Here is a 14,022-nt window from a genome sequence, read left to right on the forward strand (position 1 = left end):
ACCGCTCGCCGCCGCACTGCCCTGGGACGGGCCCGTCCCGGCCACTGCCGTGGCTGGGACGGGGTGTGGCACCGGTTCCTACCGGTGCCGTGAGCTCACCGGGTACGGCTCACAGGTTGCCCCGCTTGGCCTGCTCGCGTTCGATCGCCTCGAACAGTGCCTTGAAGTTGCCCTTGCCGAAGCCCATCGAGCCGTGCCGTTCGATGAGTTCGAAGAAGACGGTCGGCCGGTCCTGGACGGGCTTGGTGAAGATCTGCAGCAGGTACCCGTCCTCGTCACGGTCGGCGAGGATCTTCAGCTCGCGCAGGGTCTCGATCGGCACGCGGGTGTCACCGACCCACTCGCCGAGGGTGTCGTAGTAGCTGTCGGGGGTGTCCAGGAACTCCACCCCGGCCGCACGCATGGTGCGGACCGTCTGCACGATGTCGTTGGTGTTGAGCGCGATGTGCTGGACGCCGGCGCCGCCGTAGAACTCCAGGTACTCGTCGATCTGGGACTTCTTCTTGGCGATCGCGGGCTCGTTGATCGGGAACTTGACCTTGAGGGTGCCGTCCGCGACGACCTTCGACATCAGCGCGCTGTACTCGGTGGCGATGTCGTCGCCCACGAACTCCTTCATGTTCGTGAAGCCCATGACCTTGTTGTAGAACGCCACCCATTCGTTCATGCGGCCGAGTTCCACGTTGCCGACGCAGTGGTCGATGGCCTGGAAGGTGCGCTGGGCGGGAGGCGCGACCTTCGGTTGCGCGACGGCATATCCGGGCAGGTAGGGGCCGTCGTAGCCGGAGCGGTCGACGAGGGTGTGGCGGGTCTTGCCGTAGGTGGCGATCGCGGCGAGGACGACCGTGCCGTGCTCGTCCTTCACCTCGTGCGGCTCAGCCACCGAGCGGGCGCCGTGTTCGATCGCGTAGGCGTGCGCGGCGCGCACGTCGGGCACCTCGATGGCCAGGTCGATGACGCCATCGCCGTGTTCGGTCACGTGCTCGGCCAGGAAGTGGCCCCAGGGCGTGCTCGCTTTGATCACCGAGGTGAACACGAAGCGAGCGGAGCCGTTCTCCAGCACGTAACTGGCGGTCTCGCGGCTGCCGGTCTCCGGTCCGGAGTACGCGACCAGCTTCATGCCGAAGGCGGTGGAGTAGTAGTGCGCCGCCTGCTTGGCGTTGCCCACGGCGAAGACGACCGCGTCCATTCCCTTGACCGGGAAGGGGTCGGCCTGCCGGGCGGTCGTGTCAGGGGTGTGGTGTGTGGTCTGCGTCATGGCGGAAGCGTGACCCCACTCTGCAAGGTGCGCAATAGTTTCCGTAATCACTGGACAATATGTAGAGCAGTATGGCCGGTTCAACAGCATTTCTGTACAGGATGACCACCTTGGGAGGCCTCGGATGGGGATCGATCGTCTGGACGGGCGCATCATCGTGTTGCTGGCCGAGGAACCGCGCATCGGGGTGCTGGAGATGTCCCGGCGGCTCGGGGTCGCGCGGGGCACGGTGCAGGCGCGGCTCGACCGGCTTCAGTCAAACGGAGTCATCCGCGGATTCGGCCCGCAGGTAGACCCGGCCGCCCTCGGGTACCCGGTCACCGCGTTCGCCACGCTGCAGATCCGGCAGGGCCAAGGGGCTGACGTCCGTGCGCACTTGACCACCGTGCCGGAAGTGCTGGAACTGCTGACCACCACGGGCGGCGGGGACATGTTGTGCCGACTGGTGGCCCGCTCCAATGCCGATCTTCAGCGAGTGATCGACCGGGTTGTCGGTTTTGATGGCATTGTCCGGGCCTCCACCGCGATCGTCATGGAGAACCCCGTTCCGCTGCGGATCATCCCGCTCGTGGAGCAGGCCTCGGAAGACCGGGAAGGAACCCAGCCGACCAGGGGGTGAGCGTACGTGAACTTCTGGCAGTACGTGAGCGATCGCCATCAGCAGTTGCTCACGGACGCCTACCAGCACGCCAGCGCGGTCTTCCAGTGCGTGGTCGTGGCGACCGTCATCGGCGTGCTGATCGGGATCGTCACCTACCGCAGCGAGTGGGCCGGCAGCCTCGCCACCGTCTCGACCTCCGCCATCCTCACCATCCCCTCCCTGGCTTTGATCGGTCTGCTGATCCCGATGGTGGGCCTGGGCGTGCCCCCGACGGTGATCGCACTGACCCTGTACGGGCTGCTGCCCATCGTCCGGAACGCGATCGTGGGACTGCGCGGGGTCGACGCCACGCTGGTGGACGCCGCCCGCGGCATCGGGATGTCCCGGTCGGGCCAACTGGTACGGGTGGAGCTGCCGCTGGCCTGGCCACCGATCCTGACCGGCATCCGCATCGCCACCCAGATGCTGATGGGCATCGCGGCGATCGCCGCCTACGCCTCCGGCCCCGGTCTCGGCAACGAGATCTTCCGCGGCATCGGCTCGCTGGGCAGCAAGAACGCCCTGAACCAGGTACTCGCGGGCACGATCGGGATCGTCATCCTCGCCCTCGCGTTCGACGCCGTGTACGTCCTGATCGGACGGTTGACCATTTCCAGGGGGATCCGTGTCTGAGACGAGCTCCCACGACGTCCACGGCAGCCACGGCGCCGCGATCGAGCTGGAGAACCTGACCAAGCAGTACCCGGGCAACCCCATGCCGGCCGTGGACAACGTCAGCATGGAGATCAAGCCCGGGGAGACGGTGATCTTCGTCGGACCCTCGGGGTGCGGGAAGTCCACCACCCTGAAAATGATCAACCGGCTGATCGAGCCGACTGGCGGGCGCATCCGCATCGACGGCGAGGACGTCACCCACATCGACCCGGTGAAGCTGCGCCGCAAGGTCGGGTACGCCATCCAGGCCTCGGGCCTGTTCCCGCACATGACGGTCGCCCAGAACATCGCCCTGGTACCGAAGATGCTCGGCTGGTCCAAGGCACGCATCCGGGACCGGGTGGAGGAGATGCTCGACCTGGTGGGTCTGGACCCGGGCGAGTTCCACGGCCGCTATCCGCGCCAGCTCTCCGGCGGTCAGCAGCAGCGGGTCGGCGTGGCCCGGGCGCTCGCCGCCGACCCACCGGTGCTGCTGATGGACGAGCCGTTCGGCGCGGTCGACCCGATCACCCGGGACCACCTCCAGGACGAACTGATCCGGCTCCAGCACGAGCTGCACAAGACGATCGTCTTCGTCACCCACGACTTCGACGAGGCGATCAAGCTCGGTGACCGGATCGCGGTGCTGCGTGAACACTCGCACATCGCCCAGTTCGACACCCCGGAGGCGATCCTCACCAACCCGGCGGACGACTTCGTCTCCGGCTTCGTCGGCGCGGGCGCCGCCCTGAAGCGGCTCAATCTGACCCGGGTGCGGGACGTGGAGATCCAGGAGTGCCCGACGGTCTCCGTGGACACCCCGCTGCAGCAGATCTTCGATCAGTTGCGGGCCGGCAAGACCACCGAACTCCTCCTCCTCGACCGGCGCGGCCGTCCCTACAAGTGGCTCCGACGCGGCGACCTGATGCGGGCCCGCGGCTCGCTGGCCCGCGCGGGCACCCTGGTGAGCGACACCGTGACCCGGGACGCGACCCTGCGCGACGCCCTGGAAGCGGTGCTGATGGACAACGCCGGCCGGGTCGCCGTGACCGGACGGCGCGGCGAGTTCACCGGGGTCGTGGACATGGAGACGCTGATGAACTCCGTGCACGAACTGCTGGAGGCGGACCGACTGGAGGCCATCGAGCACCAGCACGAACTGGAGGAGACCCGGGCCCAGCAGACGCACTTCGAGCAGGAGGGCGTCGGAGGGGAGGCCAAGGCGTGAACACCGCTCCACGGCAACAGCACTCCGAAGGCGATCACGAGGCCGGACTGCACGTCCCGCCCGGCGACGAGGCGGAGCAGCCGGCCCCGCTCCCGGAGCGCCCGCGCACACGCCGCCTGACCTGGCAGCGGCTGACCTTTCTGCCCGCCTTCCTGGTGGCCGTCCTGCTCGCCACCTGGCTGTGGTTCCAGCAGGCCGACCTCGACACGATCTCCAAGAACGCGCTGTCGAACGGCCAGGTCTCCAAGGCCCTGTGGCAGCAGGTGAAACTGGTGGTGATCTCCACGTTCTTCGTGCTGATCATCGCGATCCCCCTGGGCATCCTGCTGACACGCAGCACGTTCCGGAAGGCCACCCCGGTGGCCATGGCCATCGCCAACATGGGGCAGGCGACCCCGGCGATCGGTCTGCTGGCGCTGCTGGTGATCTGGCTCGGAACGGGCACGAAGGCAGCCCTGATCGGCATTGTGATCTACGCTGTCCTGCCCGTGCTGGCCAACACGATCACGGGCCTGAAGGCCAACGACCCGAGCCTGCTGGAGGCGGCGCGCGGTATCGGCATGTCCCCGCTGGGCGTCCTCACCCGCGTGGAACTCCCCCTCGCCGTTCCGCTGATCCTCGCGGGCATCCGCACCGCCCTGGTCCTGAACGTCGGCACGGCGACCCTGGCCACCTTCGGCGGCGGGGGTGGCCTCGGCGTGCTGATCACCACCGGCATCACCACCCAGCGCATGCCGGTCCTGGTGCTGGGTTCCGTGCTCACCATCGCGCTCGCCCTGCTGGTCGACTGGCTGGCCTCACTGGCAGAGGTCATGCTGCGCCCGCGCGGGCTGGAGGTGGAGACGTGAGACGGCGAACCCGTCTGTCACTGGCCGCGCTGCTGGTCCTGGCGTCCGGCTGCGGCCTGACCAGCGGCTCCCCCATGGTCGACGACGTCAAGCCCGGTATCGTCGGCAAGGGCGAGCCCCTCAAGGGCGCCCATCTCACCGTCACCTCGAAGGAGTTCACCGAGCAACTGATCCTCGGCGCGATGATGGGGATCGCCTTCGAGGCGGCCGGCGCGGACGTCCTGGACCGGACCGGCATCCAGGGTTCCATCGGAGCGCGGGAGGCGGTCAAGAGCGGGACCGCGGACGGTATGTACGAGTACACGGGTACCGCCTGGATCACCTACCTGGGCAACAGCAAACCGATCCCGGACCCCCAGAAGCAGTGGGAGGCGGTGCGCGACGCCGACCGGAAGAACGGGATCACCTGGCTGCCCCCCTCCCAGCTGAACAACACCTACGCCCTGGCCATGAACGAGGCCAACTTCAAGAAGTACGGCACGAAGACGCTGTCCGACGTGGCCGCGCTGGCGGCGAAGGACCCGAGCGCCGTCACCCTGTGCGTGGAGAGCGAGTTCGCCAACCGAGCCGACGGGCTGCCGGGCATGGAGAAGGCGTACGGGATGAGCATCCCGGCGCGGAACATCACGCAGATGGACACCGGAATCATCTACACCCAGGTGGCGAAGGGAAGTTGCACCTACGGGGAGGTGTTCACCACCGACGGGCGGATCCAGTCGATGAACCTGACCGTGATGGCCGACGACAAGCACTTCTTCCCCAACTACAACGCGGCTCCCGAGATCAACTCCAAGGCGCTGGAGAAGTGGCCGGCCATCGCCGAGGTGCTGGCACCGGTCACCGCAAGGCTGAACAACACGGTGGCCCAGAAGCTGAACGCCGAGGTGGACGTCGACGGGCAGGACCCGCACCAAGTGGCGCTGAACTGGATGAAGGAGCAGGGGCTCGTGAAGTAGGTGGGGGCACCCGGCGGTCGGTACCACGACACGGCTGCAAAGAAATCCATGCAAAAGAAGCGTTGCAAAGAGCCTTTTGCATAGCAATCTTTGTACGCATGACGGAGGAGCACGACGCACCGAAACACCGCCGGCTGGACGCCCGCTCACTGCGGGGGCTCGCCCATCCACTGCGGATGCAACTACTGGACGCCCTGCGGCACAACGGCCCGGCCACCGCGTCCCACCTCGCGGCACGGCTCGGCGAGTCCAGTGGGGCGACCAGTTACCACCTGCGCCAGCTCGCCGCACACGGCTTCGTCGAGGACGCCCCGGAGCACGGCAAGGGGCGGGAGCGCTGGTGGCGGGCGGTGGACCAGGGGATCGCCTTCGACAGCGACGAATTCGAGGAGGCCGGCCCCGAGGTCCGCGGTCTCGCCGAGGTGTTCCTACAGGAGGTCGCGAGCACCCACGCACGCGATCTCGCCGCCTGGCTCAACACCCGCGCCGACTGGCCCGAGCCCTGGAACCGCTCCTCCTCCGACATGAGCGACGCGACGCTACGCCTCACGCCGGATCTGGCCGCCGAGCTCATCGCCAAGATGCACGCCCTGATCGACGACTACCGGAACCGCGTTCCCGACCAGGGCGCCCCCGGAGCCGAGCACGTACGGATTCACACGCACCTGTTCCCCATCGAGACGGACTGAGAGGAATCACCATGCACACCGAATCCCAGCTCGCCCGCCTGCACACCGCCGACCTGCTCGCCCAGGCCGACGCCCACCGGATCGCCGCCGCGGCGAAGCCCCCGGTCGAACTGCGCACTCGCGTCGGCTGGACCCTGGTCGAACTCGGCCTGCGCCTCGCCTCCGCCCCCGGGCCGGTCCCGGCGACGGCCTGAGCCCACCGGCACCACGCCTAACAGACCGGAACCGGGCCCTTCCCCTTCTCCAGCGCCACCAGCGAGTCGACCGCGCCCTTCAGGGTGGTCACGGGAATCAGCCGCAGCCCCTTCGGTAGCTCCGCCTTGGCATCGGAACACTCCGCCTTCGGCACCAGGAAGACGGTGGCTCCGTCCCGCCGGGCAGCCTGCGTCTTGAGGGCCACACCGCCGACCGGACCGACCTTGCCGGCAGCGTCGATCGTGCCCGTACCGGCGATGTCACGGCCGCCGGTGAGGTCACCGCCGCTGCCGTCGCCGTCCAACTTGTCGATGATCCCCAGGGTGAACAGCAGCCCCGCGCTGGGCCCGCCCACGTCCGCAAGGCTCAGCCGGACCTTGACCTTGTCCCCGCTCAGGTCCAGATACTTCAGCGCCGCCCGGGTCGCCGCGTCCTGGGACTGCTGCATCTGTTCCGCGTTGTGCCGCTCGATCTCCTTGAGGCTGTCGCCGCTGGGGTAGACGGCATCGCGCGGCATGACGGCCCGGTCGGTGCGGAACCAGTTCCCGAGCACGTCACCGAGGGACACCTGGGCGTTCGGCCCGGTGGCCTCGATCGTGGTCATCCGCAGTTGCCCGCTGGTCTTCCGGGTCGGCGCACCGGAGATGGTGATCACCTGGGTGCCCTTGTTCGCGCCGAGCACGTTGGCCGTCATCCCGGGCTGCGCCACCGAGAACGGCAGCGGTGCGAACGCGGCCGTGGCGAGCAGGGCCACGACGGGGAGGGCGCAGATGGCTACGGCCTGGGAGCGTGTGAGACGTGAGAGCACGGAATCAATCTAACGTGATGCCCGTCGCGTCCTGAGCGGCCGCCTCCCGTCCCGTCCTCTGCGGCGACCGTCCGTACCGGGCGCGGTCCTGTCCCTCCCCCGTGCAGCGGCGCCGGATCCCCGGGCGCGGCTGGGGCGAGGAGCGAGGCGGGGCGAGGAGCGAGGCGGGGTGCACGACCGGTGTACGTCCTGCGCATGCCGCCGCGCCCTCCCCACCGCGCGGTGGGGAGGGCGCGGCGGCACCCGTCGACGTCGGGCGACGGCCCGCTGGCCGCGACCAGCGGTCAGCGCAGCGCCTCGGCGACCTCCCGTGCCGCCTCCACCACCCGGGGCCCCACCCGCTCCGGTACGGAGTCCGCGAGCATCACCACGCCCACGCTGCCCTCGACCCCGGTCACACCGACCAGGGGAGCCGCGGCCCCGCTCGCGCCCGCCTCCAGTTCCCCGTGCGTGAGCGAGCACCAGGGATCGGCGGTGGGCGACTGCCGGGCCGCGAGGATCGCCTTGCCGGCCGCGCCCCGGTCCAGGGGGTGCCGGAATCCGGCCCGGTAGGCCACGTGGTAGTCCGTCCACGTCGGCTCGACCACGGCCACGGCCAACGCCTCGGTCCCGTCCACCAGCGTCAGATGCGCCGTGGCACCTATGTCCTCGGCGAGCGACCGCAGCGCGGGCAGCGCGGCTTCCCGCACCAGTGGATGCACCTGGCGTCCGAGCCCCAGCACCCCGAGCCCTACCCGGGCCCGGCCGCCCAGGTCACGGCGTACCAGGGCGTGCTGTTCCAGCGTGGCCAGCAACCGGTACACCACGGTGCGGTTCACGCCCAGTCTGGTGGACAACTCGGTGACGGTCAGCCCATGGTCCGTATCGGCCAGCAGCTTGAGGACGCGTAGTCCCCGGTCGAGCGTCTGAGAGGTCTCCGCGGTCACGACGCCCACTCCTTCGGTGGTGAGGCCGACGGCCCCTGAGCGGCGAACGCGCCACCGAGTCCCGTCGGCGACGCCCTTCAGAGGCCGCCGATCGGCAGGACGGCCCGACGGCTGCGGGCAGAGTCGCTTCACGGCTGCGCTCCGCGGCGGCGCTGCCACGGGGCGTGTGCGTAGCGGGACACTAGCGAAGGCAGTTCGCTGAGCGGAAGCCTTCGTCCAGAATCCGGGCAAGGCAAGATCCGGCCTGCCTGCATTCGTCCGGATACGCACACTGCGCCGGGGAGTCACCTCATGCGGGTGGCCCACTCCTGCACCTTGGCGATCCGCTGCCGCAGCTGTCCCGCCGTCGCTTCCGCGCTCGGCGGTCCGCCGCACACCCGGCGCAGCTCGGTGTGGATCACCCCGTGCGGCTTGCCGCTCTGGTGGACGTAGGCGCTCACCATGGTGTTGAGCTGCTTGCGCAGCTCCATCATTTCCTTGTGGCTGACCACCGGCCGCCGCTCTGCGGGCAGCTCCAGCAGGTCGGCCTCGGAGTCCGGCTTCTTGCGGCTGTGTGCGATCTGCCGGGCCTGCCGTTTGTGCAGCAGCATCTGTACCTGCTCGGGCTCCAGCAGTCCCGGAATCCCCAGGTAGTCCTGCTCCTCCTCGCTGCCCGGGTGGGCCTGCATGCCGAACTCGGCGCCGTCGTAGAGCACCCGGTCGAAGACCGCGTCGGACTCCAACGCCTCGAAGGGCAGCATGTCCTGCTCGCCGGTGTCCTCGTCCTGCTGCTTGTTCGCCTCCTCCAGCTCCTTCTCGGATTCGGCGTACGGGTCCTCCTCGCCCTCCTTCTTCGGCTTGTCGAGGACGTGGTCCCGCTCCTTCTCCATCTCGTTGGCGAAGGTCAGCAAGTCGGGCACGGTCGGCAGGAACACGGAAGCGGTCTCACCACGCCGCCTGGACCGTACGAAACGCCCGACGGCCTGCGCGAAGAAGAGGGGGGTCGAGATGGTCGTCGCGTACACGCCGACCGCGAGCCGCGGTACGTCGACGCCCTCGGACACCATGCGCACGGCGACCATCCACCGCTCGGTGCTCGCGCTGAACTCGTCGATCTTCTTCGAGGCGCCGGCATCGTCGGACAGCACCAGTGTCGCCCTGCTGCCGGTGATCTCCCGGATGAGCTTGGCGTAGGCGCGGGCGGATTCCTGGTCGGAGGCGATCACCAGGGCGCCCGCGTCCGGGATGGCCTTCCTGACTTCGGTCAGCCGCTGGTCGGCCGCACGCAGCACACTGGGCATCCACTCGCCGCGCGGATCGAGCGCGGTGCGCCAGGCCTGGCTGACCGCGTCCTTGGTCATCGGCTCCCCGAGCCGGGCAGCGATCTCGTCGCCGGCCTTGGTCCGCCAGCGCATGTTGCCGCTGTAGGAGAGGAAGATGACCGGCCGCACGACATGGTCAGCCAGGGCGTTGCCGTAACCGTAGGTGTAATCAGCGGCGGACCGCCGGATCCCGTCCTGCCCCTCCGCGTACGTCACGAAGGGGATGGGGTTGGTGTCGGATCGGAACGGGGTACCGGTCAGCGCGAGCCGTCGGGTGGCCGGCTCGAAGGCCTCCAGGCACGCCTCGCCCCACGATTTCGAGTCACCAGCGTGATGGATCTCGTCGAGGATGACGAGTGTCTTGCGCTGCTCCACCCGGTTCCGGTGCAGCATGGGCCGTACGCCGACGCCCGCGTAGGTGACGGCTACGCCGTCGTACTCGCGGCCGAGAGGTCCCGCGCTGTACTCGGGATCGAGCTTGATCCCTATCCGCGCGGCGGCCTCGGCCCACTGCTTCTTCAGGTGCTCGGTCGGCGCGACCACGGTCACCTGCTGCACGACGTGGTGGTGCAGCAGCCAGGAGGCCAGCGTCAGGGCGAAGGTCGTCTTGCCGGCACCCGGGGTGGCGACGGCGAGGAAATCACGCGGCTGCTCCTGGATGTACTTCTCCATCGCCCCCTGCTGCCAGGCACGCAGCTTGCTGGCGGTGCCCCAGGGGGCCCTGCCCGGGAAGGCGGGCGAGAGGTGGTGGGAGTGCGTGGAGGAAGCGGCGGTGGTAGTCACGGTCTCCATAGCAAGGACTAGAACGGCTCGGCCACGTATGACAACCGGGCCACCCTACCGGCGCCGCCCTCCCGTCAACGCCCGGACGAGACGGGGACGGACACGGGTGGGACCCACATCACAGTCGGACAGTCGGCTTGCGGAGCACAGCAACCGCGCTGCGGTCCCTAGGGCGTCCGGATCCGCCCCGACAGACGTCCGGCACGGCGCACTCGGCCTCGTCGGCGCCTCAGCCCGCCTCCAGCGGACGCACCTTCAGGCACGGGCGGGCGCAGACCGCGTACCGGGCGCATCCTCCCGCAACCGCCGCGTCACCCATGCCCCCACCAACGCCACCCCCGCCATCGGCAGGAAGACGGCCGCGAAAGCTGCGGGATGGGCTGCGGGATGGGCTGCACCGGCCGTGGCAGCAGAGCCGTCCACCGGGCTGCCTCCCCCCAAGGCGGCGAAGGCCGCACCGGTCACGCAGAGGAGGACCACGTTGGAGAGGGCGTCGGAGATCTGGAGGGCGGCGGAGTTGGCGCCGGCCTCCTCCGGGGCGGACAACCGGAGAAGCAGCACGCTGGTGGAGGAGATCACCAACCCCATGCCGAAGCAGCCGAAACCCCAGGCGACGGCGACGGTCCACACGGGCACGGAGTGCAGCAGCACGGCCGGCGCGGCCACGATCGCGACGGCGACCAGCACCATCCCGAGCGTCATCAGCGGTTCCCGGTAGGGCATCACGCGTGGCCGGGACTGCACCCAGGAGCCCAGCGCCCAGGTGGCGCCACCGGCCGCCAGCGAGAGCCCGGCGAGTGTCGGCGACAGACCGCGCTGGGTGACCAGCATCAGCGGGACGAAGGACTCGGCGGCGACGAAGGAACCGGCGGACAGTCCACGCAGCAGCACGACGGAGGGCAGCCCGCGGGCCGCCCGGTAGGTACCGTGCGGGAGGAGCCCGCGTATGGCGGGCACGAGCAGGGCGGCCCCGGCCAAGCCGGGAAGCAGGGAGAGCGGGCGCAGGTCCTGGGCGGCGTACTGGAGGAAGCCGGCCCCCAGCGAGACGGCGAGGGCGAGCCGGATGCGCCGGCGGTCGAAGGAGGCCGCGCCCGCCTCCGCACCGACCGGCCCGGAAGTCCGCTGCCGGATCCGGGGCAGGGCGAGGGCGAGCGGGAACACGACGAGAACCGGAATGCCGAGGAACACCCAGCGCCAGCCGAACTGCTCGGTGACGGCGCCGGAGGCCAGGGGGCCGACGACCGAGGGGACCACCCAGCTCGCCGCGAAGGCCGCCATGATCGCTGGCCGCAGCCGTTCCGGGTAGGCGCGGCCGACGACGACGTACAGGGCGACGATGACCAGTCCGCCTCCGAGTCCTTGCACGGCCCGGCCGAGAATGAACACCCACATGACCCGCGCCGTCCCGGCGACGACCAGGCCGGCGGCGAAGGCCCCGATCCCCGTGGTGAGCGCCCCGAGCGGTCCCCGCCGGTCGGACCACTGCCCAGCCAGCACCATCCCGGACAGGCTGGTCGTGAAGTACCCGGAGAAGGCGAACGCGTACAGCGCCACGCCGTCCAGGTCCCGCGCGGCGACGGGCATCGCAGTGCCGACGGCCGTCGCCTCGAAGGCGATCAGCAGCACGACGGAGACGATCCCGACGCTGAGTGCCCGGTACGGCCGGCTCAGTACACCACCGCCCTGTTCGTCAGCTTGGTGCGCGGCGCTGGCGGCACGGGGCTTGAGGGTGCTCATGACCGACAGAGTAAGGCCCGAAACATGAATACACCCCTGTCGAGAGGCTCATCGGTCGTGAGACCTCGGTCCTACGACCCGCACGAACCCGCCACCGCCGTGCGGTAGACCCACGGCGGGTGGCACCCCCTTGAACACCTTCTCGTCTCCGTCCAGGGTCACATCCCGCACACCGGACCGTGTGCCCGAGTGGTTGAGGGGCTCGCTTGGAAAGCGTGTCGGGCGGCAACCCCTCGCGAGTTCGAATCTCGTATCCTCCGCCATGACTCTCACCGGGCAGGCAGTACGTCGAAGGGCCCCACCGCGCAGTGGGGCCCTTCGACGTTGTCCTCAGTCCCCGTTGTCCCGGTTCTTGTCCACAGCGGGTGCCTCCGGGACTCCCCCAGACGGCCTCGGCGATCTTCCGAGCCGTCTTTGAGCATGGCGTCCGGCACGTGCAGGTACCGGACCCGCATGCTCGTGGAGGTGCCCGGCTCCCCCCATCATCTGATTCGATGACCCGGCCCAGGACACGGAGGAGCATGGGCACGGTGGCGAGTTCAGGGCGCGGGTCGGCGTCCTGCGGACGGAGGGGCTCAATGGGGTGATGCGGATACAGGGGCGCCGCCACGGACACGGCATGGATCTACGGCAAGGCGTCGTACGTTGACATGCCGCGCCGCGGAGCGCCAGTCGTTGTGCGCTCCTCCCTGCCTGCCCCAAGCAAACCTGACGGACTGGAGCCCTGACAGGCCCGGTGTCAGGCGAGATGTTCGGCCAGGCGCAAGATGAGGGCTTCCGTGATCGGCCGCAGCCCCATGGAGGCGGACACAACATGGCCTTCGTAGTCGCCGACCTCGATGGCTTCCTGGTTGTTGAAGAGGACCTTGGCGTCGACCGGCAGCAGGGACAGGAACCAGGAGATGGAGACACCGGCCAGGTCTCGTCGCCCTGTGGGGCGAAGTAGAAGCTGGTGATCACCTGCGCGGCTTCGTCGGGGATCACGGCGTGCCTTCTCTCACGCATTATCTTCTTTGACCGCAACTTTGCACCCTCATAACTGATGTTGCAGTTGCGCACTCTGTCGATCAACTAGCGTCGATGGGTCGAACAGCCGACTCAGGGGGAGGAGAGGCCGCCATGGGCGAAACGGGCGACGGCAAGATACTCGACATCAAAATCCACGACCTCAAGGCGACGGCTCCGCATTTCCACACGCACAGCACCGACCTGGCCAAGGCCCTCACCAAGCTCAAGACCGGACTGGCAGCGGCCGGTTCACCTTGGGGTGACGACGAGCAGGGCACCCAGTTCCACGGCCACTACGGCCCGCTCGTGAAGAAGATGGAGAACGCCGCCGACATCCTCGCCCAGGGCCTGCAGAGCATCCACGACGCGATGGCGGACATGGCCGACGGTCACATCGCCAACGAACAGCTCGTCCGCTCGATGTTCAGCAAGATCGACACCACCCCGCACGACACCCGTGGGACCGGCCGGTGAGCGCGGCCGACAAGGCCAAACAGATCGTCCAGGACATGACCGGCATGTGGTGGCCGGACGCCGACGAGAGCGGTCTACGCGACGCGGCCAAGGCGTGGCGCCACTTCGCCGACGACCTGGAAGACGTGACGGCCGCCGCGAACAAGACAGCCCGCGGCATCATCACGCACAACAAGGGCGAGGCGATATCAGCCTTCGACGACCCGTACTGGCGCCGCTACTACTACGAGGGCCATGGCTGGCTCCAGGACATGATCGACGGCGCCCGCGACATAGCCAAGGCCCTTGACCAGTACGCCGACACAGTGCACCACGCGGTCAAGAAGCTGGAGCACGAATGTACACAAGGTCTTCGTTCTCCTACGCCGCGATCCCGACATGCCAAGCGGCTACCGCGTCCACACCGCATACCCGAAAGCCTGAGAGCAAGGACCGCCCGTGCCCCAGTCCAAGGACATCACTGAGGACTTCATGGAGAGGGACGAACGCTTCCCCCAGCTCCATGAGCTACTCAACT

At 68.8% G+C, this 14,022-nt stretch carries 14 protein-coding genes; 9 read left to right on the forward strand and 5 right to left on the reverse strand.

The features are described 5' to 3' along the window. Positions 1 to 109 precede the first annotated feature (109 nt). The gene (gene hppD, locus LK06_RS11300; RefSeq protein WP_039657704.1) at positions 110 to 1,258 is read right to left on the reverse strand and encodes a 4-hydroxyphenylpyruvate dioxygenase; all 1,149 of its coding nucleotides are present in this window, start codon (positions 1,256 to 1,258) and stop codon (positions 110 to 112) included. Between the two features lie 124 nt (positions 1,259 to 1,382). On the opposite strand from hppD, the gene LK06_RS11305 reads away from it, so the two are divergent. From LK06_RS11305 to LK06_RS11335, 7 genes are all read left to right on the forward strand, one after another. Further along, positions 1,383 to 1,877: an Lrp/AsnC family transcriptional regulator gene (locus tag LK06_RS11305; protein WP_039657702.1), complete on the forward strand. Its 495-nt coding sequence runs from the start codon at positions 1,383 to 1,385 to the stop codon at positions 1,875 to 1,877. Between the two features lie 6 nt (positions 1,878 to 1,883). After that, positions 1,884 to 2,531 (forward strand): ABC transporter permease, encoded by a 648-nt coding sequence (locus LK06_RS11310; protein ID WP_039657700.1) that lies wholly within the window; start codon positions 1,884 to 1,886, stop codon positions 2,529 to 2,531. A gap of 82 nt (positions 2,532 to 2,613) precedes the next feature. Beyond that, entirely contained in the window at positions 2,614 to 3,780 is a 1,167-nt protein-coding gene (locus LK06_RS11315; RefSeq protein WP_086083675.1) for a betaine/proline/choline family ABC transporter ATP-binding protein, read from the forward strand. A 47-nt stretch (positions 3,781 to 3,827) separates the two neighbouring features. Continuing rightward, positions 3,828 to 4,628: an ABC transporter permease gene (locus LK06_RS11320; RefSeq protein WP_039657744.1), complete on the forward strand. Its 801-nt coding sequence runs from the start codon at positions 3,828 to 3,830 to the stop codon at positions 4,626 to 4,628. Beyond that, a complete protein-coding gene (locus LK06_RS11325; RefSeq protein WP_039657697.1) occupies positions 4,625 to 5,584 on the forward strand; it encodes a glycine betaine ABC transporter substrate-binding protein in 960 nt (319 codons plus the stop codon). The genes LK06_RS11320 and LK06_RS11325 overlap by 4 nt, the downstream gene beginning before the upstream one ends. Before the next feature lie 98 nt (positions 5,585 to 5,682). Next, the gene (locus LK06_RS11330) at positions 5,683 to 6,273 is read left to right on the forward strand and encodes an ArsR/SmtB family transcription factor (RefSeq protein WP_039657695.1); all 591 of its coding nucleotides are present in this window, start codon (positions 5,683 to 5,685) and stop codon (positions 6,271 to 6,273) included. A gap of 11 nt (positions 6,274 to 6,284) precedes the next feature. Then, a complete protein-coding gene (locus LK06_RS11335) occupies positions 6,285 to 6,467 on the forward strand; it encodes a hypothetical protein (protein WP_039657693.1) in 183 nt (60 codons plus the stop codon). A gap of 17 nt (positions 6,468 to 6,484) precedes the next feature. Here LK06_RS11335 and LK06_RS11340 read toward each other — a convergent pair whose 3' ends face one another. The 4 genes from LK06_RS11340 to LK06_RS11355 all read right to left on the reverse strand — a co-directional run bounded on the left by LK06_RS11340 (position 6,485) and on the right by LK06_RS11355 (position 12,023). After that, positions 6,485 to 7,276, reverse strand: coding sequence for a YlbL family protein (locus tag LK06_RS11340; protein ID WP_039657692.1), 792 nt, complete (start codon positions 7,274 to 7,276; stop codon positions 6,485 to 6,487). Between the two features lie 284 nt (positions 7,277 to 7,560). Beyond that, positions 7,561 to 8,202 carry an IclR family transcriptional regulator gene (locus LK06_RS11345; protein ID WP_039657688.1) on the reverse strand — a complete coding sequence of 214 codons (642 nt, stop codon included), beginning with the start codon at positions 8,200 to 8,202 and terminating at the stop codon, positions 7,561 to 7,563. 284 nt (positions 8,203 to 8,486) lie between these two features. Further along, on the reverse strand, positions 8,487 to 10,286 hold the full coding sequence (locus LK06_RS11350; protein ID WP_039657742.1) for a DEAD/DEAH box helicase: 1,800 nt from the start codon (positions 10,284 to 10,286) through the stop codon (positions 8,487 to 8,489). 255 nt (positions 10,287 to 10,541) lie between these two features. Then, complete coding sequence (locus LK06_RS11355; RefSeq protein ID WP_039657686.1) at positions 10,542 to 12,023, reverse strand: MFS transporter; 1,482 nt, start codon at positions 12,021 to 12,023, stop codon at positions 10,542 to 10,544. A 1,119-nt stretch (positions 12,024 to 13,142) separates the two neighbouring features. Between LK06_RS11355 and LK06_RS11370 the strand changes: the two genes are divergently transcribed. After that, complete coding sequence (locus LK06_RS11370) at positions 13,143 to 13,505, forward strand: WXG100 family type VII secretion target (protein WP_043409548.1); 363 nt, start codon at positions 13,143 to 13,145, stop codon at positions 13,503 to 13,505. Continuing rightward, positions 13,502 to 13,969 (forward strand): WXG100-like domain-containing protein, encoded by a 468-nt coding sequence (locus tag LK06_RS11375; protein WP_043409549.1) that lies wholly within the window; start codon positions 13,502 to 13,504, stop codon positions 13,967 to 13,969. The genes LK06_RS11370 and LK06_RS11375 overlap by 4 nt, the downstream gene beginning before the upstream one ends. The last annotated feature ends 53 nt before the right edge of the window (positions 13,970 to 14,022 follow it).

The sequence above is a fragment of the Streptomyces pluripotens genome (assembly GCF_000802245.2).
GTDB classification, from domain to species: domain Bacteria; phylum Actinomycetota; class Actinomycetes; order Streptomycetales; family Streptomycetaceae; genus Streptomyces; species Streptomyces pluripotens.

Bases quoted from the DNA above. Each gene is read 5' to 3' on its own strand.
- hppD (WP_039657704.1), bottom strand. From the start codon at position 1,258: ATGACGCAGACCACACACCACACCCCTGACACGACCGCCCGGCAGGCC.
- LK06_RS11305 (WP_039657702.1), top strand. From the start codon at position 1,383: ATGGGGATCGATCGTCTGGACGGGCGCATCATCGTGTTGCTGGCCGAG.
- LK06_RS11315 (WP_086083675.1), top strand. From the start codon at position 2,614: ATGCCGGCCGTGGACAACGTCAGCATGGAGATCAAGCCCGGGGAGACG.
- LK06_RS11330 (WP_039657695.1), top strand. From the start codon at position 5,683: ATGACGGAGGAGCACGACGCACCGAAACACCGCCGGCTGGACGCCCGC.
- LK06_RS11335 (WP_039657693.1), top strand. From the start codon at position 6,285: ATGCACACCGAATCCCAGCTCGCCCGCCTGCACACCGCCGACCTGCTC.
- LK06_RS11355 (WP_039657686.1), bottom strand. From the start codon at position 12,023: ATGAGCACCCTCAAGCCCCGTGCCGCCAGCGCCGCGCACCAAGCTGAC.
- LK06_RS11370 (WP_043409548.1), top strand. From the start codon at position 13,143: ATGGGCGAAACGGGCGACGGCAAGATACTCGACATCAAAATCCACGAC.